The following is a 23829-nucleotide window of genomic DNA, read 5'->3' as shown; positions in this document are numbered from 1 at the left end:
CTAGATCACCCTGGAATCGTATGCCTTTGAAATCGGGCCGAAATAGGGGGTAAGCATGACATTCCACCAACTGAATTGGAGGCTAGACAAGCCTCGCTGTGAGGGCAACCTCTCGATCGTCGAAGAGCGGGACTTGCCGCGCGGCATGCGGGCTGCTGGGATGTGAACTGCGTTACCTGCATCATTGGAGCAGCCGCCCGTCAGATCCCAAATACATGCCATCCGACAAATAAATCGGCGCGCCCTCGGCAATGCACAGGTCGTCATATAGATCGCGAAGATCGCTGCAGCCGGCGGTGTGGTCGACCTCTGTCGGCTGCCCCAGATATCGGGCCATTTCATCGGCCAGTAGAGTAAGGGCTTCGAACAACTGATCCCTCGTGCCGGACAGGCAGATCTCGGCGAACCTGCGGCCTTTGCCATCGCTGTCGATGCAAAGGTCCACCTCGCCCCCGGCAAGGTTCTGGATCCCGACCTGCAGGGCGTTGATCAACGCTTCGCGGTCCCGGTAGATCGGCGGGGCGCCAAAATCGCTAGCGGTGGCCGTCTTGATGGCCCCGCCTTGGTGGCCACCGATGCTGCCAATGGTCAAGCGGAGCAACGTGTGCTCTCCTGCTACGGCAAAATACTGTTCGCGCGCATGGTAGAATTTTGTGGATTGATAGATAATAGCGGACATGTTGCATCCTTCGCTTGCATGGTCTTGAGATAAGCGCGCAGCGGTATCGTTCGTGGGCGTACCACCCACACGAAGCGCATTCTGCGGTCCCTTGAAAAATCAGATGTACCTGGTGTTCCGAAGGCAGGAATTGCTGCGGAACGGTCGTGATCGGCCTTTGCGCTGGTGATAACAGGTCACGACATTACCTGCGGCGTCGACAATCGCCCTCACCTTGGTCGCAGCTGCAATCATCTCCCCATCGAGGCCCGCGGCTGTGAGGTGCCGGACGGTCCGTCCTGACAAGATGTACTCCTCGCAATCATGCCGCGCCTTGACCCGTGTCCCATGCAGAAGGACAAGTTCGAGACTGTCTTGCCGAATACTCCGTTGGGCCATACGCGTTGCCGCATGGTTGCTGAGGACGAAAGACGCGTCTGCACACACAGCCATCATGCCCACTCCCCCTCGAACTGTTTTTTAAGCTTGGAGCGGTGACGCTGGAGTTCTTCAAAGCGGCGATAGATCGGATCTTCGAACGGGAAAACCAAGGCAATTTTGCCGCCTTCAGAAGCCGCAGCTTTGCGGCTCTGATACTCAGAAAGCGTATCTTCGTTGAGATGCAGATCTTCCTGGAACGGGTTCACCCAGCTTTGAACACGGTCATCATCCGTATACCGCTCAGGGTACCAACCTTCTTCATGGCAATGCTTCGCCACGAGGGCATCGTACTCCGCGGCCAGTTCCGGATGGCGTTCGGCATAGAACGCGCGCCAGGCCTTCAGCTTCTTGAGACCTGCCTTCCGCTGATCCTCCATGTCCTGCTCATGCGCTTCCCGAATGGCCTTAGCAAACTCTTCAATCGAGAGGCCACCGCCCTTGGCTTCCTTGGCCTGATGCAAAACCGAGGACAGCCGAATACGTCCTTTCGCGATGGCCTCAGCCAGTTGCGGTTGCCCCCCAGAGAGAGCCTCTACGAGCTCAATGTCCGATATAAATCCGGCCGCATTCGGGGCCTCTTCGGCCGCTGCCCCCACGAACCACTTTGTATCGACATGGTCTGAAATCTGCGCCGACAGCCGAATGATTGCCTCGCTGAACAGATTCCGCGACGTTTCTGTGCCAGGGTGTGACGTCTCGATTCCGAAACATTTTTTGAGCTTGCTGGCCTGATCCTCAAGGTGCCCCCCTTGTAGACGCGGATCGGAGAGGCCGTTTTCAAAGGCAAGGCGAGCTACTTCGTCGTCCTGCACCGGCACTCTCAGTGCATGTCCGGCCACAATGGAAAAGAGAACTGGTGCCAGTTCCATGATCTGCTTCTGGCTGACCCCATAACGCCAACGCATGAGTTCGTAGGCATTGTGGGACGCAGCAGAAACATGGGCCTGGATGGACACTTCTCCCAAGTCCACGTCGGCAAAGAACGGATCGAAATCCTGAGGCTTGCAGTTCAGAACGCGGGCAATCGCCTCCAGATCCTTGGGCTTGGGCGGATTGGTTCCCGCCAGCCAGCGACTTACTGTGCGCTTATGCTTCTTGATCGCTGCGGCGAGTTCGTCGCGCGATTTCCCTTCTGCTTTCAGCTTCTTCTTGAGAAGTTCTGCCTTGAACGCCATCGATGCCTCCCTTGTGTCCATGACATCAAGGTAGGTGCCATTTTATCCTATGTAAATTTGGCATTTTCTGTCACAAATCGGGGAAAGTTGGCTGTGAATGCCCTCATTTTCGACTAAGTTTGTTTTGATATGACAAAATAAGTGCCATTTTTGCCGGGATGAATGCTCAAGTCGGCGCGACCAAATCAAGCAATGTACGTCAGCATTCGCTTAGATTGTACCTTGGCGGGCCGCTTGCCTTCCTCACAAAATACGGTGGCGGCTTCGGTCGCTTTCACACCGATGGCCATGTCGTAAGCGATAACAACACTGTCGAATGCGTGTTCCGTCCTATCCCCTGAACCGCAAGAACAATGTCCTCGCATCACGCATATTCTGCAATGATGGCCCGTGTCGTCTGGACCGCAGCTGCCAGTTCTGCTCTATCCGGCTCCTTGAGCCCCAGCCCCACCGGATCAAATGACAACTGCACTGGCCCACCTCCACTAGCTCCCGCGCGAGCTGCTCGACCCCGCGCACGATTTGGCCGCGAAGGCGTGGAACTCTGCGTATTCGATGCGGGCATCTCCGCCGTTGCCGGTGTGGTCGCTATCCCAGAACCATTTGCGCCTGCGGCCGCCCGCACTTCCTGCAGCTCCTGCTTCAGCTTCTCGACCGTCTCGCGAGTCTCGGACATCTGTCGGTCCCGCCGAAGGCCGTCCTCGTCCGGATATGGGAAGCTTCCCGATTGACCGGCGTGCAGAACCTTCAACACCGGGTCCTCGAAATACTTCACCCTTTTTGCGCGGATTGGCATCTGCGCGTCGATCACAAGGATGACCTCGTCGAGATCCATGCGCCGGGCCTGATCTTCGGTCAGGAGCGGGGTGTCCTCGGTCCTCTCCGAGACGCTGCGCCCCTCAAACGGATTGCGCCCAACCGCGCGGGAGCGGGTCACCACGCGTTTGGTGGTCTTGCCGACAGCCTGGCTGAGCTCCTCGATGGTCTTCTGCTCGGAGGGGGTGAGGTAGAGTTTCACGCCGGCGCCGCCCTGCAGCGACCGGCGGGTGTTTTCACCATAGATCTCGTCCAGCGCGGGGATGGTCTGGGTCACAATGGCGAGGTTGCCGCCGAAGGAGCGCAGCGTCTTGATGCTCTCGGCGACGATCGGCATTTTCCCGAGCCGGTCGAATTCGTCGAGCATGATCATGACCGGCCAAGGTTCGTCGTCCCCCGGCTCCTGCGCCTGCAGCGAGGCAATCAGGTCCGAGAAGAAGAGCCGGATCAGCGGGGCAAGCGGGCGGATCATCTCGGATTCGACCACAAGATAGATCGCATGTGGGCGGCGGCGGATGTCCCGGAATGAGAAGTCAGAGGTCGCGGTGGCCGCGTCGATCGCGCGGTTGTCCCAAGTGTCGAGACCCGATGTCATCAGGAGGGAGAGGTAGGAAGTGAGGGTGTCGTTGTTGGTCGATGCCATACGCTCGAAGATCAGTTTGGCCGACTTGTTCTTCACCTCCTGCGAACGCTTCAGGTATTCCTTCTGCTTGTCGCCCCCCGAGGCTGTGATGCGATAGATCTCGCCGATGGTCGGCACGCCGCGCTCGAAGGCCAGAAGGCCGGCCGCCACGAAGAGGTCGATACCCCCGGCCAAAAGCCCGCTCAGCTTTTCGTTGTCGGTTTGCAGGAAGAGCTTCGCGGTGAGTTTCAGCTCCATCTGCTGGCGGTCGGAGTTGGTCATGGCGGCGATGCGCGCCAGCGGGTTGTAGCGATGCGTCGGTCGGTCCCAGTCCGTCGGCGCGAAGCGGAAAACCTTGTCGCCCATGCTGGCGCGGAAGCGCGAGGTCTCGCGGAAGTTCTCACCTTTCACGTCGAGCACCACAGCCGAGCCCTTATAGGTCAGAAGGTTCGGGATCACGAAGCCCACGCCCTTGCCGCGGCCTGTAGGCGCCACGATCAGCGCGTGGGGGAAGGTTCTTGAGACAAGGAACGGGCGCCTGGATTTCGGGGAGCCAAGCTTGCCCAGAAGGAAGCCGCCGCCGGGCTTGGCAAAGAAACCGTTCCTCTTGATCTCGCTACGGGTCTGCCAATGCGTCGTCCCGAAGCGAGTCAATGCATCCCCCAGAAGCGTGACGCTCAGCATCAGCGATGTCAGGCCGAAGCCGCCAAGGATGAGGTTCACCCAGAGGAAGTCCTTCGGCGCAAACTGAGACAGACCCCGATATTCGCGGGCAAGTAGGGTGACGTCGAAGCGCGTGGGCGAAAGCCCATAGCGGAACATGACGAACCCGGTCGCCACGACATAGCCCATGGCGAGGCCGACCAGCACGAGGCTCAGCACACCAAGGGCGATCTTGCCTTTATCCATGGGTGATCCCCTTCTCGCCATGGGCCGCGGCGTGGCGCGCGCGCTGCGCCTCGATCTGCTCTTCGGCCAATGCATCGAGAACGCGCTCCATCGCCGGGCCGTGCGCAGTGACCTCGCTGCTCTGGAGATAGGTCCTGGCGAGCTCCAGCTGGCGCAGCGGATCCTCGGTGAACTGGTCGAAGACTTCTGCGTTGCCAGCCCGCAGCGCGTCGATTGCGTCGGGGCTTAGACGTTCGTTGACCTGCCGGACGATGTCCTGCTGCACTGACTCGGAGAGCGGGCCCTCGATGTCGTTGTTTCGCACAAAGGCCATGACTGTTGGCGCGGTCTCTTCCAGATAGCGGCGCTCGGCGTAGTCTTCTCGCGCCTTGTCCTCGATCTCGAAACTGCGCTCGCTGATATAGGCACGCGACGCGCCGAGCGAACGAAGGTGGTTGATTTCGTCCTGGACGGCCTGCCCGAATTCATCATCCGGCATCTCCGTGCGATAGCGGGCGAGGGTGCGGAGCTCTTCGGTGATCGGACCGAGATGATCCGAAGGATCCCGCAACGCGAGATCCATGTCGCCAGCATGAAGCGTGCGGTCCTGTTCCGATACCGCGTATTGCGGCGGCTTTTGGCTGTCAGTCATCTGGTCCCAGGCCATCGACGCCAGTTCGGCATGTTGCGGCGATTTCTGCGCGTAGGCATCGAACGCGGCGCGGGCCTCTTCCACCTCCACGGCGCCTACCCGCCGCACCGACGGGTCGTCGGAGAACGGATGATCGAAATCCGTCCGGCGGAACTGCGCCACCAGCGCCCTGAACGCCTGCCGCTCCGATGGGGCAAAAATGTCGGACCCGTCTTGCGCGAGATCACTCCCAGGTGTCGTCAACCGCTCACCAAGCGCTGCCTCAGCGTCATCCACCTCGTCGACCTCGGTTGGCGCGCGCAGGACGCGTACATCGGTCAGAACATCGCCCAACCGAACATGCACGGCTTCCAGCCGGTCGAGCGCGTCTCCCCGGTCCGCAGCTTTCTCCAGATCGAGGTCGCTTGCTTTGGCAATCGCTTGTAGGTCCTGTGCCAGCCACTGGCGTTCCAATGCGGCATTGCCTGCCCCTTCCCGCAGGCGCGCGGCCACAGCCTCGGCATCGATGCCTGTGCCTTGCAACGCCTCGGCCAGCTTTGGTGCCACCTCTCCATCGTCAAGACGCGCGAGGTGATCTTCACTTAAGTTCGGCCTTGCATAGATGCCGTCCCGGGACGGGGCATCGATCAGGGCGGCGGAGCGATCCCCGAGCGGGTTCAAATGCGCGACCGAGGCCAGAACGTCGGTCAGCTTGCGCTCGATCACCGGCCTCTCGGCCGCCGGCGCTCTGTCGATCGCCGCCTCGATCTGGCGAATGTTCTGAGAAAACTCGGTGATCAGCGTGTCGAGCGCTGCTTCGTCTTGGGACATGTAGATGGCTCCGTCAGCTTGCATCTGACCGCCACTGGCAAGGATGGTGCTGGCCCTCTCGAGCGCTTCGGCCACGTCTTCGAAATTCGAGCGTGACGCCTCCGCCGCGAGCCCGCGATAGATCAGGGCATTCTGTCGGACAGTTTCCAAAGCGGCCGCCAGGTCAGCGCCGGTTCTCTGGCGCTCGACTGGGGGGCGGCCTTCGTCGCGGGCCTTGTAGATTTCATCGATCTCGGCGCGGTAGGTCGTGACGCCGCGATCCAGACGACGCGTCGCTTCAAGGCGGATCCCATGAACGTGGGCCGCCTCGACCATCGCCTCGCGAAAGGCGTCGTAGTTGAAGTGATGATCCTTCCCGAGAAAGAACATTTCGCCATCCTTGCTGCGGCGGTTCAGAACGATATGCGCATGTGGATGCGCGCGATCTTGGTGTATTGCAGCAATATAGTCGAATTGCGAGCCCTCACCTTGAAAGAACTTCTCGCAGACCGCCTGGGTGATATCGCGCACCTCTTCACCCCTGGTCCCAACCGGGAATGCCATTAGCAGATGCGACGTATGGCCAAGCTTGGGGCTATAGCGCTCGTTCCACTGGTTCTCGAACCGCCGCGCCACTCGGTTGATCTCGGCTTCCGAGAGCTGCTTCTTCCCGTCATGGGTGCCGCGGCTGTCAAGGATATGGGTCGACTTTGTAGTGAGATATGTGAGCTGCGCCCGTAGCTGCGCCCCGGTGTGGCAGCCCCCTTTCGAAATGGCCTTGAAGATCGCTGGCGAATAGCCGCGTGCGGCCCGAACCATCTGCGCGCCCTTGGAAAGCCCCTGCCAGGATCCCGAAACTCGGCTCCAGCCGCGGTCAAAGAGCGCCGGGTCGATGCCACGGACCGGGTCACTCCGCGCCATTCTCATCCCTCCCGGCGAGGCCCGCCAGGGCTGAGCTGATCTCAAGGTCCAGCAGGCTGCGACGCGCACGCGACATCTCCTGGACCTGGTCGGCCAAATCGAAGACCAGACCCGCAAGGGCGCGGACGTCACGGTGACTTGAGGCCGGGTAGGACAGTCTCTCGCCCCGCACCTTGGCCTCGTTCAGACGTCGCGCGATCTGGTTCACGTTGTTGCCAACCCGGTTGAGCGCGGCGCCGAGGCTGCGCAGCTCGTCGCACAACTCGTCGTCGGGCATGAAGACACCTTCGGCCGCCAGCATCAGGCGGCGCATGGCATCCGAGCGGTGCGCAATCCCGCGCCGCGACAGCGCCGCGTCGAACCGGCGCAGGTCGTCGTCCGAGACCCGGATCCCTACAACCCGCGATCGGCTGCCGTTCGCTGTCTGACGCTCACCCCAGTGGTTCACCACATTGTAGATCGTCTTCAGGCTGACATCGTAGCGCGCGGCCAACAACGCCACGGAGACGCCGTTCCGGCGCTCCTGGGCGATGGTCGATCGCTCGATCTCTGACAGTCTGCGACGGCGGGGCATTTTGAAGTTAACGTTCCTATTTCTTGCCAACTTCGTACAAGCCCGCCGACTCCCAACGCAAGTGGAGTCGGCCATAAGGGCTTGTACTCAATGTAGAAAATCGCCCTACAAGGGCGATTTCCCGTCCTTTGTCAAATGGATCGCGCTTCGCGCTCATTGCACCACGCGATGCGGTCTCCGCATCGCGCATCGCGTCCTTTGCGCCCCGTCTCTTGCACCCCGCAAGACGGGTTTTGCCGCGTGCCAACCGTCTCGCGTCACCCGCGGAACGACATACGCGAGACTGCCTCCCGTCGTCTGGAGCGCGCTATCCGTCACCTGCATTCCGTCCGCTGTACATCGCCGAGCGCATCCCGACATTTGGAGGGTGTGTGGTGCCCCGCGACGAATGCTGAAGGCGCCACGGCAGACGTCGCACGGTCATCGCACAACGCCGCCCGCTGCATGCCAAACGCGGGTCGCATCCCGACTTCTGCTTGACCCCTCAGTCTCATGCGTTTAGCGACATTTTGGTATTATCGTTGCGTTTCACTATTTTTGCGGAGGATCGGAATGCCGAACGAAAATCTTGTGGTGATCGCAGCGATGGCCCGGAAAGGGGGCAGTGGAAAAACGACGCTTTCGCGCGCCTTGATCAGCGCCGCGATCGCCGCCGGACGCAGAGTGATGTTGATCGACACGGACAGCACGAGAGTACTCGGGGCCTGGCATGCTCGGGCGCAAGCCGGTGGGTTGAGTTCGCCGCTTCTCTGCTCGGCCACCGTCGAAAGCGTGGCGGGTGTCGAGGATCAGATCGATCAGGTCTACATGGCAGGCACAGCAGACTTCATCTTCATCGATACCGCAGGGGTCGGTGCCGAATGGTCAGACGGCATTGCGGTGCTTGCGGACCACATTGTGACGCCCGTCATGCTGTCGACGTCTGATTTCGATGTCGGCGCGCAGACGGCTGATTGGTTTGAGAAGCTGAAATCCCGTGTTGACGACCCCTCCAGCCTTCCGCGCCACCACGTCGTCCTCAACATGGTCGACCCGAAAACAACCCGTGCTGACGCCGCCCTGATTGAAGAAGCGCTCACCCGTTTTCCGGTGATTGAGACCGTCATGATGCGACGAAACACTTACAAGGAGATGGACCAGAAGGGGCTTCTCCACGCCTTGGCGCTGGAAAAGCAATCTGATCCAAACCCTCTGATGCGTCCACATGTACGTCATGTCGTCGAGGCGCTCGAGGAGGCGACGGACATCCTCAACAACATTCTTGCTGCGTGAGGACAGTCGATTGCGCAAGAAGATCCCGACCATCACCAGGCCCGACCCAGCCTACGCCGCCACCCTGCGACAGGGTGACCGCGAGATTCCCGGGAAGGAAGATGAGGCACAGGTCACAGCAACAAATACAGGCACCCCAGCCGCTGACGTTGACGCTGATCGGCACGAGTCAGAGCGTACGCCGGAAGGTGCCGTGGCGCCGCACCAAGTCACCGCGGAAAGCTCTGCCCTGCATACCAGCCTGAGAGCTCCCGTATCGGCGCGAGCTTTGAACCCGACCCGGAAGATCGACATCAGGGTCAACGCACTCGAACGACAGGAAGCAGCGCTGGAGACTTGTGGTGTTGAGCCAGCACATGTGGTGCGTGCCGCCCTGCGCCGTGCAGTCAAAGGCTGGCAACTGTCGCCGGTCTTCGCCCCAGTCGCGGAGGAGCGACGCACTCGAAACACGCAGTGGCAGGCCCGTACATCTCTGGCAGTAGATGCGGCCAGCCTGGGTGTCCTCCTACGGGACCACGACCCCCTCGACGTCTTGAGTAAATGGGCTCTGATCCGCGGCCAGGTGGAACCACGCATATGGGGCGAGATCGACAAGATCTTGGAAGAAGTTGCTGTTCGTGCTGCATCGCCGCATGAACCGCACGCACCGTAAGATACCTATCTGAAAAGATAACTTGCATTTTGGCGGTGGATTTTCGCCCACCCGGGACGGTTCATCTTGCAGTTGCAGAAACCTAGTCCTAACACCAGCTAACAGGAATTTCAGACCTCAGTAGTGCCGAGTTGCGAGGTCCATTTAGGAGGAACGCATTATGAATACGAAGCCCCGCCTGACTGGCGAACCGATCATGCGCATCCTCTGCAAGACATCTGAAAATCTGGTTGGCTACCTTTACCAATGGAACAATGGTGACGTGCAGCCTGCTTGGTTCGACGACGCCATGGTGGACGTTCGCTATGAACCATTCATTCAAGCGCCGGAACAAAACCCTGTCGATCCGAAGACCCCCAGATCGCGTCAGCAAGACCTGACGCACCTTGAAAAGGCCTAGCTCAAGGCATCGCGTCGGTTTGTGGGTCATCCCATCCCGCAGGTCCTTTGAGCGATAGAGTTGACTTCTATGCCTCAAAAGTGATCTAGATATGAGTTATAGAAAGGATGTCTATAACTCATGGCTTGGAACTGGACGCTGCCCGATTGGCCGGATTTCCGGTATGACGCCTCCGCTCTGGAGTCGTTCGAGCAGAAGTTTCTGCTGTCGTCCGGAGAAATCCTCGGCGCGGTCCATCATGTCAGCCAGCCGGAGCGCGAGCAACTCCGCATCGAACTTCTCAGCGAGGAAGCGATGCAGACGAGCGCCATCGAGGGTGAAATCCTCGATCGGCTCAGTGTCCAGTCTTCGCTGCGCCGCCATCTGGGCCTCGATCCGGACAGCTACCCTGCCAAACCGCGCGAACAGGGCGTCGCGGAAATGATGGTCGACGTCTATTCCAATTTTGCAGAGCCGCTGACCCATGAGACACTGTACCGCTGGCATCGGATGCTACTGTCCCATGACCGTCGGTTGGAAATCATCGGGGCCTACCGACAACATGCCGAGGCGATGCAAATCGTTTCCGGCCGCCTTGACCGGCCGACGATCCATTTCGAAGCGCCGCCCTCGGAGCGGGTCATGCCTGAGATGGAGCGATACGCGGATTGGTTCAACAAGACCGGGCCGGGGGGAGCAGAGCCGCTTCCAGCGCTGACGCGCGCAGGGCTAAGCCACCTCTATTTCGAGAGCATCCACCCATTCGAAGACGGCAACGGCCGCCTGGGTCGCGCCCTCGCTGAAAAGTCTCTGGCGCAGAACATTGGCCAGCCGACCCTCATCTCGCTCGCCTTCACCATCGAGAAGGAGCGCAAGGCTTACTACGACCAGCTCGAGCAGCATCAAAAAACGCTCGACGTGACCGATTGGCTCGTCTGGTTCGCAGAAGTTGTCTTGAAGGCCCAACAGGCAACACTCGACCGCGTCGGCTTCTTCATCAGCAAGGCACACTTCTACGATCGTCACAGGGACCAGTTGAACGAACGCCAGGCCAAGGCCATCGCTCGAATGTTTCGGGAAGGCCCTGGCGGTTTCAAAGGCGGCCTCAGCGCCGACAACTATCTCAAGATCACCGGAACTTCACGCGCAACCGCAACCCGCGACCTGCAGGATCTGGTCGAGAAAGGTGCGCTCAGCCGAACCGGTGAGCGACGCCATACGAGGTACTGGTTGAACCTGAATGAGCGGAGGCGATCGCATTGACAGAAGTGCGTCCGATCAAACGACACCCTTCCCTTGGCGGGCCGCCCGTCTGGGATTTTTCCAAGTGCACGGATCTGGGGCACCTGCTAAATCTACAAAAAGCAATAAGGAAGTTACGATTTGAGCAGTGAGATCGCAAGCCAGGGAAGCCTATTCACATCTGACTTTCTGACCGAAACCATTCAAGGCGTTTCGGAGTGGAACACCCTCGGGAATGCTGATCTCGACCGTTTCGAAACATCTCTTCGATCGATCTTTGAAAACTTCCCGATTTCCCAGACACCCAACGAAAGTCAGACCGAAGACGATCTGATCTGGCCAATCCTAGAAGCGCTTGGCTGGACACAATCCCTTCGCCAACAAAATCTATCGCCGCGCGGGCGCGAAGACGTGCCCGATGGTTTGCTTTTTGAGAGCGCCGAGACAAAGGCCAAGGCGAACGGCTTTCCCGAAGAGTGGAAGCGATACGAGTTCGGCCGCGCCGTGGTCGAATCCAAGAGATGGGCACGCCCCCTTGATCGCCGCTCCGGCCGGCGCGGGGAAGAAACCGCCCCATCAACCCAGATGCTCCGCTACTTGCGCCGCATCGACGATATCACCAATGGCGCACTACGTTGGGGCATTCTGACCAACGGCTCGAAGTGGCGGCTGTATTTCTCGGGTGCGCGATCGGTATCCGAGCAATTCTTCGAGCTCGACATCGCCGCGATCCTGGACTTGCCAGGGCACAATGAGGGGCTTTTTGCGCTCAATGAGGCTGATCGCCGCCACTGGCTGAAGGTCTTCTACCTTGTGTTCTGCCGCGAGGCATTCGAGCCTGCGGGGGCTGATCCGCGCACCTTCCATGAAAAAGCCCTCGAAGAAGGCAAGTTCTACGAAGAGCGCGTTGCCGAAGACCTCTCAAACAAGGTTTTCGGGGAGGTGTTCCCCGATCTGGTCCGCGCCATCGTCAAGGCCGCGCCCGAGGCTGATCTTCAAGAGGTGCGCGAAGCCGCCCTGATCCTGCTCTATCGCCTCTTGTTCATCCTCTATGCCGAAGACCGCGACCTCTTGCCGGTCAAGGATACGCGCTATGACGATTATGGGCTGCGCAACAAGGTGCGCCTTGATGTCAAAGAACGCAAAGACAATGACGACGTCTTCTCGGATACGGCCGCGCGCTATTGGGGAGCGATGGCCGACCTTTTCCTGGCGATCGATCAAGGCGACGCGTCGATAGGCTTGCCGCCCTACAATGGCGGTCTGTTTGACCAGGGGCGCCATGCGATCCTAACCAATATCCGCATCCCCGATGCAGTCATGGCGCGTGTGATCGACGCACTTTCCTTTGAGCTGACGCCGGTGGGGCGCAAATATATCAACTACCGCAACCTCTCGGTGCAGCAGCTTGGTTCGATCTATGAGCGGCTCCTCGAATACGAGGTGACGCGCGACGGCGAAGATATCACCGTTCAGCCCAACATCTTCGCGCGCAAGGGGTCGGGCAGCTATTATACGCCCGATGACTTGGTGCAGCTCATTCTTACAGAGACCCTTGAGCCGCTTGTGGAAGAGCGAAAACGTGCGTTCAAAGACAAGATCGAAGAGCTAGGGCAAGGGGATCTGCCAGATCATCGCAAGATCGGGCAGCTTAAGCGCCTCGATCCCGCGACCGCGCTTCTTGACCTCAAAATTTGTGACCCGGCTATGGGCTCCGGCCATTTTCTCGTAAGTCTGGTGGACTTCATGGCCGATCAGGTGATTGCAGCCATGGCAGAGGCCGAGCTCGATGCGCCCGAGGAGTGGGGGGACTATATTTCTCCGCTTGGCGAGAGGATCGATACGATCCGCAACACCATCCTTGCTAACGCTGACGAACGGAGCTGGACGATCGACGAGGAGCAACTCGACGATCGGCACATCATTCGCCGGATGGTCCTAAAGCGCTGCATCTACGGCGTCGATAAGAACCCGATGGCAGTCGAACTCGCGAAGGTAGCTCTGTGGCTCCACACCTTCACCGTGGGTGCACCACTGTCTTTCCTGGATCACCACTTGCGGTGCGGGGACAGCCTTTTTGGATCATGGGTCAAGAGCGGTATCGACAAGGCCGCGACATACGGCACACCGCTCCTTCTGCACGAGCCCATGAGACGAGCGCTCCGGGCAGCCTCAAAGATGCAGATTGTCGAAGGTCTGACAGACGCTGAGATCGCCGAGGCGCATCGTTCGGCCGACGTGTTTGCCGAGGTGCAGGAGATGACCGCGCCCCTCGACGCTCTATTGAAATTTATCCACGCGCTGGAATGGATCGGCGTCAAAGACAAGGCAGGAAAAGCCGCGTTGAAAGTCTTTTTCGACGGTCAGTTTGGTGATCCTTTGGCCATTGCCATGGGTAAACGCGATCCCCGGATCAAACGTGACGCCGACAAACGGTTTGCTGAAATACTCGAAGAAGCACGAACTTTGATTGCCGAAGAAAACTTCCTCAATTGGCAGGTCGCTTTCCCTGGTATCTGGTCCGATTGGGAAGATGACCTGCTGAATGGTGGGTTCGACGCAATTGTCGGCAACCCGCCTTGGGACAGGATCAAGCTTCAGCAAGTCGAGTGGTTCGCCGCGCGCCGTCCGGAGATAGCAAGGGTTCAACGTGCCTCGGACCGGAAAGATCTGATCGCCGATCTGCAGAAGGCTGGCGACCCGCTCGCAGCGGAGTTCGAAAAAGCGAATGCCCGCGCAGAAACGACCAGCCGGATGGCGAGAAGGGGAGGAGATTACCCTCTACTTTCTGGTGGCGACACGAATTTCAACTCACTGTTTGTTGAAAGGGCGCGAAAGATAGTCGCCCCTGGCGGCATCGTCGGGCTGCTGATCCCATCTGGTATCGCCACTGAAACCAGCTCGCAGGAGTTCTTTTCGCAGCTGATCGAAGGTCATGCCGCGTCTTGCTATTTCGACTTCTTCAACAAGCGGGCCGCCGGACCCCTCTTCTTCCCAGACGTCTACTACCGTTTCAAGTTCAGCGTCCTTGTCTTCTCAGGAGGGGACAAGACTTTCGACCAATGCCGCTTTGCCACTTTTGTTCGGGATATTGCCGAACTGAAGGACTCCCGCAAAGTGTTCAGCATGGGTGTCGATCACTTCAAACACGTCAATCCGAACTCGAAGACCGCACCGGTTTATCGAGCTACCCGAGACCGGGAAATCTCGACTGAGATCTATGACAGGTTTCCCGTGCTCGTAGATCGCTCGTCGGGCGATGAAGTCAAAGCCTGGCCAGTCCAGTACGCCACTCTCTATCACATGGCCAACTCTTCGGACCAGTTTCGGACTGCCAAGGAGTTGCACGAAAAGGAAGGCGCTTGGCCAGAAAGCGGCGGGGTCTGGGGCAGCTCGCAGGGAACGTGGGTGCCGCTCTATGAAGGCAAGATGGTCCAAGCGTTCGATCATCGCGCGTCCGGTATTACGACCGTTGATGCAAATCTCCACCGCAGCGGTCAGGGAGCCGCAACCACAGACGAGCAAAGGCATGATCCGAACCATGTTATTGCACCGCGCTACTTTGTACTCGATCCCGGCGATCTGCGCGTTGAGTTGGCGATCAAGGATGTCACATCCACGACGAATGCCCGGTCCCTGATTTCCTGCATCATCCCGCCGTTCGGTGCCGGACACACCCTTCCAATCTTGCGGATCGAAATCGAAGACGCAAAAAAACGTGCAGAAGCCCAAGCCATACTGGCCGCATCGCTCAACAGCACCATGGTCGACTTCGTTGCCAGGACCAAGATCCTGAGCAACCACGCAAGCTGGTACATTCTGGAACAGCTTCCGATGATCCCACCCGCAGAGTTTCAATCGACACGATTTGGCAGCAAGTCCGCGTCGCAGATCGTGTGCGAAACCGTATTGGAGCTGACCTACACCTCCCACGACATGGCACCGTTTGCGCGCGATCTGGGTTACATCGATGACGCAGGGGCAGTCCGCCCCCCGTTTGTTTGGGATGAAAACAGACGTGCAATGCTGCGCGCCAAGCTCGACGCGCTGTTCTTCATTCTATACGGCCTCACCGATCGTGACGATGTCCGCTATGTCTTCTCGACCTTCCCAATCGTTGAACGACAAGAGGAAGACGCCTTCGGTGAGTTTCGAAGCCGCGAGCTTTGCCTTGCCTGGATGAACGCGCTCGCCGCCGGAAACCCCGACGCGGAGATCAGGCTATGAGCAACGTCAACGTCAAACGCGCCGTCGAGAACATCCGATCCGGAACAAACGTCTACACCCCGCTAGTCGAAACCATCGTGAACGCGATCCAGGCCATCGAAGCCGCATCCATCGAGAAAGGCCGCATCGATATCCTCGTGAGACGGTCGAACCAACAGGAACTTGAAGGCGGCCAGCCGCCCGTTGAGAGTTTCACAGTCATCGACAACGTCCTATGTCGGGAAAATCTGGCCGCTTAGGTCAGCAGGTCGTTGGGCATCTGGTGTCCCGGATGCCCTGTTAAAGTTGCCCAGACGGGCTCTGCCGTCAAGAAATGATCTCTTCCATAGCAAACACAGGGTACGCGCTTCGGCGGCCCTCACCGTCCTTAATACGAGATCCCAAATCCCAAGCAGAAGGCCCGAACATTATCTACGAGGTCAGATGTCTGCCTCCACGGCTCATGTCAGAGAGAGGTCCTTCCGCCTGGGCTCACCCCCTCGAAGAAGGGGCGATAGGGTTCGCCGTGATTGACCACGGCATGTACGGTGCGCGCCATCTTGGCCGCGATCGCGGTGTAGGCCTTGCGGCGCAGATGGGCATTGTGTCGATCCTTGGAAATGTAGCGCTCGAACTTGTCGCGGAAGCTGTTTGTCCGCTTCAGCACCGCGGTTTGACCCGCCATCCAAAGCGTGCGGCGCAACCGGGCATTGCCATATTTCGAGATCCGGCTCTGACCGCGGAACATGCCGGACTGGATGGTGGCGAGGTCCATGCCACAGAACTTCAGGAACTGGCGGTGATGGCGGAAACGGCGAAGGTCGCCGGCCTCCGCGAGGATTGTCATGGCGTTGATTGGGCCGATGCCGGGAATGGTGGTCAGCAGCTGATAGTCTGGCAGGTCCGACAACAGCTCGACGGCCCGTGCCTCGATAATATCGCGCTGCCGGACCAGGCTGCGCCCCTCTGCAAGAACGAGGCGGAACATGCGCACAGCGTCAGAATCCGCATGAACTGGCAATCCGACAGAGTCGACGGCAGTAGCGTAAATATCTGAAAGTAATTGCTCTTTGGACACCTTGCGGCCAACGACATCCCAAGCATCAGCGATGAAGGCCTCTCGGCTTATGGCCGAGATCATATGTGGCGATGGGTACTTCTCAAGGAATGCCAGGAACCAATCCGTCCGTGAGCTTCGATGAAATCGTTCGGCCTCGGGAAAATACAGGGGCAGGTAGTGGGTGAGAATGCGGTGCCACAGCTCGGTCTTCGATCGAGAGACGATCTCGTGCGTTTTTGACAGCTCCTGGATATCGGAGGTCCCGACCACCATCGGATCATGAAAGAATTGCACGGCGCCGATCTCCAGCATGTGCAAAATGACCTGAGCGTCTTTCGGGTCATTCTTGTCCCAACTGTTATGCAGGGCCTCCCGTGTCCGAGCCAAGCCGACGGAAGAGACGAGCTTCAGCTCGAACCCGGCCTGCCCGAGATGGTGCGCCAACGTGCGGTGGTAGTTGCCGGTCGCTTCGAACCCAATCCGTACCGGCAGGTCGTAGCTGGCAAGGGATGCAGACAGACGCTGGAAGTCGGCAAGCGTGTTCAGGATTGTCAATCGGCGACGGCGCTTTTTGCCGGGGACGCTGATCAGCACCTCATGGCGATGCTTGGAAATATCGATAGCGACCAGCAAGGTCGAAGCGTTAGTATCGGTGGCGGTCATAGCCGGTCTCCTCAGCAGTGTGGTTATGCAAAACCACTGTTGAGACCTGAGACCGGTTATGGCCACACGCTGCGCTATTTAGGGGCTGCGCGCGTGGCCATAACCTTAAAACAGCGCTGATTCCCAACGTGCTACGGTATCGGCTTCAATGACGAGAACAGGGATTCATTCGACACCCTGTACTCCGACCACAAGATTGCCCAGGGCGGGAAGGGATTTGGGCGCTTCACCTGTTTGAAATACTTCGACGACTTGCTTATCGAGAGTGTTTTCCAATACGAAGAGGGACGGAAAAAGCGCGCCTTCAAAATGGGCAAGCAAACCGACATCATCGTCAATGAAAGCATTGAAGAATGTCCTGACGGCGACATCGGGTCGCGTGTCACCATGCGCAAGGTCAAGCGAGCGTTTCCGGACAAGAAGGTCAAGACGATAGCTCGCACACTGGTGGAGCGGCTTCTGCCGTACTTCATCGACGCCGACTATCAGTGTCCAGAGATCGGGATTTCCGAGGAAGACGGAACAGGTCGGATCATCCTTAACGATTTTGTCAGCAACCAGCTGGCTGCGATGATCAAGGAGATCCCGCTTCAAGATGGTAGAATCGTTCTGGGATCTGGGGACAAAGAGCAGACATTCCAAGTTCGAGTATTCAAGCTCTACTCACCGCGAAATCAGAAGAGCAAGATCAGCTTGGTTGCAGACCGCCGAGAGGTCACAGACACGGCAATCCATAGCTTCGTGCCAGAATTCGTTGACGAATTTTTTGAAGAGGGGTCATCCGAAGGCGAAGAACGGGATCGCAACTACATCGTCAAGGCGTATGTCTTCGGCCCATATCTCGATGCCAACGTATCGCTCGAGCGTGGTGGTTTCGATTTCCCAAAGGGCGAAGACCTGCTTCATCCTATCTCACAAGCCGAAATCGAGCAGGCAGCAGCGTACATCGCACGCGACGCCCTTGGTGATACAATCACCGCGAGACAGGAGAAGAAACGCACACAGGTGCGCAGCTACGTCGAAGATTCTGCGCCTTGGCACCGGACAATCGCGGAAGACATCGACCTGTCGTCCATGCCCTACAATCCCACGCCTGAACAGATTGAGACAGTATTCCAGAGGGAGAAGTTCTCTCAGGAAGTCGCCATCAGGCAGCAAGTTGATAAGATGCTCAGTGAAACGGACGCAGCTGGACTTAAAGATGGCCTGCCCAAGATACTGGATCAGATATCAAGGACCAGCCGAAACGACCTGATCCACTATATTGCACTACGAAAGCATGTGCTCACTCTCTTCGGAAAAAGCTTTGAGCTCACGGATGACCTAAAGTACCCGTCCGAAGGCACCGTCCATGACATCATCTTCCCTCGAAAAGGCGATTCCGCGGCCACGGCCTACGATGATCACAACCTCTGGATCATAGATGAGCGCCTTAATTTCACGTTTTTTGTGCACTCAGACAAACCCTTGGACGGAGGAACGTCTGAGCGTCCTGACATCCTCGTATTCGACAAGCCGGTATTGTTCCGGGGCGATAATGAGGCGAGCAATCCGATCACCGTTTTCGAGTTCAAAAAGCCTGGGCGCGATGATTTCGCGAACCCGTCGTCGAAAGAAGACCCGGTCCAGCAGATCGTTCGATACGTGAACAGCATTAAGAAAGGGAAGTTCAAGACTCCGAAAGGACGCCCAATTCAAGTCGCTGAAAACACCCCATTTTATGGCTACGTTATGTGTGAAATCACAGAGAAGGTCAAAGAATGGCTAAAAATGGAGAAAGACTTCACTCCCATGCCGGACGGCGGGGGATGGTTCAAATGGTTCGGCAACAACAATCTCTACATGGAGGTTTTGAGTTGGGACAAAGTCCTGCGGGATGCCGAGATGCGGAACCGCGTGTTTTTCCACAAACTGGGTATCGATTGAATGGCAGATCTAGCCGTTTGACCGCGCCTCGTATCCGCGGCGCTTCTTCGTCGCCGTTAGCTTCATGAGCGCCGTGACCGCTCTACCCTCGTCCGGGTGCTGTTCGACTAGCATCTGCCCTCGAAACCCGATACGGCCCCATTCCCGCACAAGGCATGCGCCGCCAAACAGGTCCGGCTGAACGCTCATTCGATAGAAGCGCCGCATGTTGAGAGACGGGTCGATCCGCTTGAGATCGACCGCTGTCGGGAACACTTCCATTTGCTGCGATATGTCGAACATGTTGTTGGCGCCTCTCTCCAGACCACAATATCAAGCGCTCTTCGACGTTTCCACAATGTTCTGTCCCGGATTGAAGTCGGGGGCTCACGCCCCCTTCTCGAACTTCATGACCGGGATGCCAAGCTTCTTGGCCTTGTCGGCGAGGTTTTCCTGGATACCGGTTCCGGGGAAGACAAGGACCCCGACCGGGAGCACATCCAGCATCGCGTCGTTGCGCTTGAAGGGCGCGGCCTTGGCGTGTTTGGTCCAGTCGGGCTTGAAGGCCACCTGCGTCACGCCCCGGGCTTCGGCCCATTTGGCGGCGATGAGCTCTGCGCCCTTCGGGCTGCCACCGTGCAGGAGGACCATGTCGGGATACTTGGCCCGGACCTGGTCGAGCTTGCCCCAGATCAGGCGGTGATCGTTGAAATCGGTCCCGCCGGTGAGGGCGACCTTGGGGCCTGCGGGAAGCATTACCTCGGTCTCGGCGCGGCGCTTGGCGGCCAGGAAGTCGCGGCTGTCGATCAGGGCGGCGGTCATGTGCTGGCGGTTCACCATCGAGCCGGTGCGGGGGCGCCAGGTCGATCCCGTGTGATGGACGAACTCGGTGGCGGCGTGATCGCGCATCATGTCCATGCAGTTGCGCCGTTCAACGAGAGTCAGGCCTTCGGCCGTCAGGCGCTCGAGTTCGACGGACTTCACTTCGGAGCCGTCCTGCTCACGCTGGAGGCGGCGCTGCGCCTGCTCGTTCTCATCGAGCGTCCGCTCGATCCGGGCCGTGGCGCGGTGGAAGAGGTTGACCTGGCCCCAGAGCACCTCTTCGAGGTCGGGTTCCATTCGGGTGTCTTCCAGGGTCGCGACGAGGGCGTCGAAGATGTCGGCGACGGCGACGGCGAGGCGCTGCCCATCGGGCATCGGGCGCGGATCGGGCTCGTCAAAGGGGCGGTAGCCATAGAGCTGGAGCTCGTCGAGCGCATGGGCGGTCTGGGATGCGCTATGGGCGGGTTCATACGCGTCGTCGTGGGTATGGATCGTCATCGGTTTCTTGCCTCCGGGCCTGTCTCGTCCGCACGTCATCCCGCGCGGCCTTCATGGGCAGACCCGAGCCGGCGGGGCGGTTGCCCCTTCACCCCGGCTTCACCGGGGCCGGAACAGCGTGGAGGAGGTCGGCAGGGAAGCTATTTGTCTCGCGATGCAAAGGCGGCTTTGCCGCCGGCGGAAATAGGTTCCCTGCCGACCTTGCAGGGGCAACCGCATTGACGGCCTGCCCATCTCTTGAAGGCCGCGCAGGGCTGACGGGTGGATGCGCAAGGCCCGGGATGGGGTGAGGACGACGATCCAGAGCCACGACTGGGATACAGCCCCCTGCCCCGCACTCCCAGCCCCCCCTGCGCGATGTAGCTCAGCTGGGCAGGCGATGCCGATCCTCTGGCCCGATCTGACCTGCCAGATGCTGGCGCAGCGCGTCCTTGCCGTTCGCCCGAAGATCATCGTTGAAATCCCCGAGCCGCGGTTCCAGCACCCGCACACGCACCCCGACCTCGGAGGCTCTGGCGCTCAACCTCCCTGCCGCACGTTGCCCGGCCGGATCGCGGTCGATGGCGATGTAGAGGCGCTGGAGCCCCTCCGGCAGCAGGACCGCCCCGAGGTGTCCCGACGAGAGCGCCGCCCAGACGGGAAGGCTCGGGGCCGCCTCGGACAGGGACAGCATGGTCTCGATGCCCTCGCCGACGACGAGGATGTCATCCTGCGGGGTGAGCCTGACAGCATTGCCGAGGAGGTGACCCATAGCCCGACGCTCTGGATTCACTGCCGCCTTCCCCTGTCCGTCAGGCGCCAGCCAGGTGCGATGCACGCCCTGCACGGCCCCTGCCCCATCGGTAACCGCGGCGATCATCGCCGGTCTGGGGATGCTCCGGGTCTGCCCCTCTTCCCGATGCCAGCACTTCGGGTGGAAGCGTAAGGCGCCGTTCGCCCCGAATTGGGTGATGCCTCGGGAACGGAGGTAGGTCTCAGCAAGCGTGCCTGTGATCGGGTTCGAGGCAGCAAACAATCGCGCCGCTGCCGCGGGAGTGTCACCGGGCGCCTTGGCCTTCCTCGGCTCTTGCTTATCCGGGACGACCGGCTGCGGACGGCCAAGATGCGCTCGGGCCTCGGCGAGAAGGTCGGGGAAGCGCGTGATCCCCGTCCGGGCGCGGATGATGTCCAGGAGATCGCCATGCTCGCCTGTGGCCCCATCCGTAAACTTGCCCGCTGCCCCTGGTCCCGACGCAGGACCCGTCAACCGCACGAAGAGCGACCGGCCGGGGTTGTTCTGCAGATCGCCGACGATCCAGTAGGATCCTTCCCGCCGTCCGGCGGGAAGGTAGGCACGACAGACGCCTTCGGCATTTTCTGCCAGATCGCGCACGAGGTCTTCGGTCTTGGAATACATGGGTCAACAACCTCCGCGATCATGTAGCCTTGCGACAGGACAACGTGCAAGCAGACGATCCAGTATCGCGACGCCATCGGCGTCGGTCGGGCAAAACAGCCGAAGCTTCCAACTAATAATCTCCGAGAAGAAGCCATCGGCCTTGAGCCGGTCCTTGGCGGCCTCGGTGAACCCGGAGAGCTCGATCCGGTTCACGCCCATAACGCGGGACCGATGGAGCTCCATCCCCTCGGCCAGCCGCACCACGGTCTTGCCCTCCAGAACGAGGGCATGGACCTGCGCCGCCGACAGAGTCGGCGCGTCACTCGCAAGCGTGATCGCGACCCAGGCGGGCGAGACACGGCGGCCGATGATGCGCTGACCGTCATCGGTCTGCAGCCGGTAGACGCGGGTTTCGTCCTGGGGGAGCTGCTTCCAGATCGGCAGCAGCAGGCCCGCCACGATGTGCAGCGTGGATTCCGAGAACTCGGGCACTTCAGCCAGTTCGGAATTCCATGCGGCGGTGAAGGCCGCGCGGTCGGCCTCGAGCCAATGGGTGTCCTCCATCAGCTTGGCCGGGACAGTGCTGGCCTCGGTCGGCCGGATCAGCCTGAGGCGTGGCTCGATGGTGCCATCATCCAGCATTAGGCTGGTGGCGGGCACCTGCACCGCGGCCCGGCCCGAGCGGCTGTTGACCAGAAGCCGCGCCTTCGGGTCATCGAGCCAGTCGAGCGCATCTGCGAGGGACGTCGGAGCATTGCGCCGCTTTTCCGCGATGGTCAAAAGCTGGGTTTCTGCGCCAGAACCGGGATGGGTGTAGATGACCCTTGCATCGGTTACGCGGAAGCTCTCGGCGCGCAGCGTCTCGAGGCCGAGGTCATAGACCCCGGCGGCGATGGCCCCCTCGATCCGTTGATCGAGCAATTCCTCGAAAGCCGAGAAGAGCACGGCCTGCATGTTGATCGTCAACGCGAGCAGACGATTGAGGAAGGTCGTGATCGGCGGCAACTCGTCCTTCAGACCATTGTCATCGGTAAGGCTGAGACCGGTGGCATCCTCGAAAGCGCCGAGCGAGCAGCCCGCGACATCGCCGCGATAGATACGACGGTAGAGTTGGCGCAAAGCATCACGGGCGTATGGGCTTTCGAGGTTGTCCTCGGGTCGGAACAGCCCCTGCCCGCCGGTCTGGCGCTGGCCGCGCGTTATAGCGCCAAGCGTGTCGAGACGTCGCGCAATGGTCGACAGGAACCGCTTCTCCGCTTTGACATCGGTGGCCACCGGCCGGAACAGCGGCGGCTGCGCCTGGTTGGTCCGGTTGGTGCGTCCGAGGCCCTGAATCGCCGCGTCTGCCTTCCAGCCGGGTTCCAAGAGGTAGTGGACCCGCAGGCGCTGGTTCTTCGCCCCGAGATCGGCGTGATAGCTGCGCCCGGTGCCGCCGGCATCCGAGAAGATCAGGATACGCTTTTCGTCATCCATGAAGGCTTGGGTTTCCGCGAGGTTCGCGGCTCCAGCCCGGTTCTCCACCACGAGCCGTGCCGAATGCCCTCCGCCCTTCCGCACGATGCGCCGCGAGCGCCCTGTGACTTCGGCCACGAGATCGGTGCCGAAGCGCTGGACGATCTGGTCGAGTGCACCCGGCACGGGCGGAAGCGAAGCCAGTTTCTCGATCAGCGCGCCACGACGCCGGACGGCTTCGCGGCACTCCACCGGTTGGCCGTCGCGCATGACGGGGCGCGACGAGAGGTTGCCCTCGCTGTCGGTGAAAGGCTCGTAGAGCTGCACCGGGAAGGAATGGGCGAGGTAGTCCAGAACATATTCCCTGGGTGTGATGTCACAACGGATATCATTCCATTCGTCGGTTGGGATCTCCGACAGGCGGCGTTCCATCAGCGCCTCACCCGTCGAGACGATCTGGATGACTGCCGCGTGACCCGCAGCCAGATCTGTATCGATGGATGCTATTAGCGTGGGGGTCTTCATCGAGGTGAGCAAATGGCCGAAGAATCGCTGCTTGGCGGACTCGAAGGCGGACCGCGCGGCGGATTTCGCCTGACGGTTCAACGTGCCGCTCTCGCCAGAAATGTTCGCCGCATCCAACGCCGCGGTCAGGTTGTTGTGAATGATGGCTAATCGCGAGGACGCGATAATGCGAAGGTATCCGAGGTTCATCTTTGTTTTCCTTGGTTTCTGGATGTCCGCGCGGCCTTTGCTGCGCATTA

General features: G+C 59.8%; 16 protein-coding genes and 1 pseudogene. 7 read left to right on the top strand and 10 right to left on the bottom strand.

Annotated features, from left to right (window positions below):
- Positions 1-181 precede the first annotated feature (181 nt).
- The 5 genes from ACSSV4_RS15190 to mobC all read right to left on the bottom strand — a co-directional run bounded on the left by ACSSV4_RS15190 (position 182) and on the right by mobC (position 7536).
- On the bottom strand, positions 182-679 hold the full coding sequence (locus ACSSV4_RS15190) for a hypothetical protein (protein WP_127109579.1): 498 nt from the start codon (positions 677-679) through the stop codon (positions 182-184).
- A gap of 431 nt (positions 680-1110) precedes the next feature.
- The gene (locus ACSSV4_RS15185; RefSeq protein ID WP_454275979.1) at positions 1111-2274 is read right to left on the bottom strand and encodes a helix-turn-helix domain-containing protein; all 1164 of its coding nucleotides are present in this window, start codon (positions 2272-2274) and stop codon (positions 1111-1113) included.
- Positions 2275-2638: 364 nt separating this feature from the next.
- Positions 2639-4621: a type IV secretory system conjugative DNA transfer family protein gene (locus tag ACSSV4_RS15180; RefSeq protein ID WP_454275978.1), complete on the bottom strand. Its 1983-nt coding sequence runs from the start codon at positions 4619-4621 to the stop codon at positions 2639-2641.
- Positions 4614-6860 (bottom strand): relaxase/mobilization nuclease domain-containing protein, encoded by a 2247-nt coding sequence (locus ACSSV4_RS15175; protein WP_454275977.1) that lies wholly within the window; start codon positions 6858-6860, stop codon positions 4614-4616. The genes ACSSV4_RS15180 and ACSSV4_RS15175 overlap by 8 nt, the downstream gene beginning before the upstream one ends.
- 88 nt (positions 6861-6948) lie before the next feature.
- Entirely contained in the window at positions 6949-7536 is a 588-nt protein-coding gene (gene mobC / locus ACSSV4_RS15170; protein ID WP_454275976.1) for a plasmid mobilization relaxosome protein MobC, read from the bottom strand.
- Positions 7537-8088: 552 nt separating this feature from the next.
- On the opposite strand from mobC, the gene ACSSV4_RS15165 reads away from it, so the two are divergent.
- From ACSSV4_RS15165 to ACSSV4_RS15140, 6 genes are all read left to right on the top strand, one after another.
- The gene (locus ACSSV4_RS15165) at positions 8089-8808 is read left to right on the top strand and encodes a nucleotide-binding protein (protein WP_096807329.1); all 720 of its coding nucleotides are present in this window, start codon (positions 8089-8091) and stop codon (positions 8806-8808) included.
- Between the two features lie 10 nt (positions 8809-8818).
- On the top strand, positions 8819-9460 hold the full coding sequence (locus tag ACSSV4_RS15160; protein WP_454275975.1) for a hypothetical protein: 642 nt from the start codon (positions 8819-8821) through the stop codon (positions 9458-9460).
- A gap of 160 nt (positions 9461-9620) precedes the next feature.
- Positions 9621-9860, top strand: a complete 240-nt coding sequence (locus ACSSV4_RS15155) for a hypothetical protein (protein WP_454275974.1) — start codon at positions 9621-9623, stop codon at positions 9858-9860.
- Between the two features lie 120 nt (positions 9861-9980).
- Positions 9981-11102 (top strand): DUF4172 domain-containing protein, encoded by a 1122-nt coding sequence (locus ACSSV4_RS15150; RefSeq protein ID WP_454275973.1) that lies wholly within the window; start codon positions 9981-9983, stop codon positions 11100-11102.
- Between the two features lie 120 nt (positions 11103-11222).
- A complete protein-coding gene (locus ACSSV4_RS15145) occupies positions 11223-15308 on the top strand; it encodes an Eco57I restriction-modification methylase domain-containing protein (RefSeq protein ID WP_454275972.1) in 4086 nt (1361 codons plus the stop codon).
- Entirely contained in the window at positions 15305-15547 is a 243-nt protein-coding gene (locus ACSSV4_RS15140; RefSeq protein WP_454275971.1) for a hypothetical protein, read from the top strand. The genes ACSSV4_RS15145 and ACSSV4_RS15140 overlap by 4 nt, the downstream gene beginning before the upstream one ends.
- Positions 15548-15753: 206 nt before the next feature.
- Here ACSSV4_RS15140 and ACSSV4_RS15135 read toward each other — a convergent pair whose 3' ends face one another.
- Complete coding sequence (locus tag ACSSV4_RS15135; RefSeq protein WP_454275970.1) at positions 15754-17010, bottom strand: IS110 family transposase; 1257 nt, start codon at positions 17008-17010, stop codon at positions 15754-15756.
- 234 nt (positions 17011-17244) lie between these two features.
- Between ACSSV4_RS15135 and ACSSV4_RS15130 the strand changes: the two genes are divergently transcribed.
- Positions 17245-18936: a hypothetical protein gene (locus ACSSV4_RS15130; RefSeq protein ID WP_454275969.1), complete on the top strand. Its 1692-nt coding sequence runs from the start codon at positions 17245-17247 to the stop codon at positions 18934-18936.
- 9 nt (positions 18937-18945) lie between these two features.
- Here ACSSV4_RS15130 and ACSSV4_RS15125 read toward each other — a convergent pair whose 3' ends face one another.
- The 4 genes and pseudogenes from ACSSV4_RS15125 to ACSSV4_RS15110 all read right to left on the bottom strand — a co-directional run.
- Positions 18946-19218: a WGR domain-containing protein gene (locus ACSSV4_RS15125; RefSeq protein ID WP_454275968.1), complete on the bottom strand. Its 273-nt coding sequence runs from the start codon at positions 19216-19218 to the stop codon at positions 18946-18948.
- An 84-nt stretch (positions 19219-19302) separates the two neighbouring features.
- The gene (locus tag ACSSV4_RS15120; RefSeq protein ID WP_454275967.1) at positions 19303-20235 is read right to left on the bottom strand and encodes a DUF2493 domain-containing protein; all 933 of its coding nucleotides are present in this window, start codon (positions 20233-20235) and stop codon (positions 19303-19305) included.
- Positions 20236-20599: 364 nt separating this feature from the next.
- Positions 20600-21631, bottom strand: a complete 1032-nt coding sequence (locus ACSSV4_RS15115; RefSeq protein WP_038069164.1) for a DUF7146 domain-containing protein — start codon at positions 21629-21631, stop codon at positions 20600-20602.
- 3 nt (positions 21632-21634) lie between these two features.
- Positions 21635-23737: pseudogene (locus ACSSV4_RS15110) on the bottom strand (strawberry notch C-terminal domain-containing protein); the annotation flags it as partial.
- Positions 23738-23829 lie beyond the last annotated feature (92 nt).

The organism is Roseovarius sp. MBR-154, assembly GCF_053628595.1.
Note: the sequence above shows the minus strand (reverse complement) of the source record. Positions and strands in the feature narration are given on the sequence as shown.

Coding starts and splice junctions, on each gene's coding strand:
- ACSSV4_RS15140 (WP_454275971.1), top strand. CDS start 15,305: ATGAGCAACGTCAACGTCAAACGCGCCGTCGAGAACATCCGATCCGGA.
- ACSSV4_RS15150 (WP_454275973.1), top strand. CDS start 9,981: ATGGCTTGGAACTGGACGCTGCCCGATTGGCCGGATTTCCGGTATGAC.
- ACSSV4_RS15135 (WP_454275970.1), bottom strand. CDS start 17,010: ATGACCGCCACCGATACTAACGCTTCGACCTTGCTGGTCGCTATCGAT.
- ACSSV4_RS15175 (WP_454275977.1), bottom strand. CDS start 6,860: ATGGTTCGGGCCGCACGCGGCTATTCGCCAGCGATCTTCAAGGCCATT.
- ACSSV4_RS15185 (WP_454275979.1), bottom strand. CDS start 2,274: ATGGCGTTCAAGGCAGAACTTCTCAAGAAGAAGCTGAAAGCAGAAGGG.
- ACSSV4_RS15190 (WP_127109579.1), bottom strand. CDS start 679: ATGTCCGCTATTATCTATCAATCCACAAAATTCTACCATGCGCGCGAA.
- ACSSV4_RS15155 (WP_454275974.1), top strand. CDS start 9,621: ATGAATACGAAGCCCCGCCTGACTGGCGAACCGATCATGCGCATCCTC.
- ACSSV4_RS15125 (WP_454275968.1), bottom strand. CDS start 19,218: ATGTTCGACATATCGCAGCAAATGGAAGTGTTCCCGACAGCGGTCGAT.
- ACSSV4_RS15120 (WP_454275967.1), bottom strand. CDS start 20,235: ATGACGATCCATACCCACGACGACGCGTATGAACCCGCCCATAGCGCA.
- ACSSV4_RS15115 (WP_038069164.1), bottom strand. CDS start 21,631: ATGTATTCCAAGACCGAAGACCTCGTGCGCGATCTGGCAGAAAATGCC.
- ACSSV4_RS15165 (WP_096807329.1), top strand. CDS start 8,089: ATGCCGAACGAAAATCTTGTGGTGATCGCAGCGATGGCCCGGAAAGGG.
- ACSSV4_RS15180 (WP_454275978.1), bottom strand. CDS start 4,621: ATGGATAAAGGCAAGATCGCCCTTGGTGTGCTGAGCCTCGTGCTGGTC.
- mobC (WP_454275976.1), bottom strand. CDS start 7,536: ATGCCCCGCCGTCGCAGACTGTCAGAGATCGAGCGATCGACCATCGCC.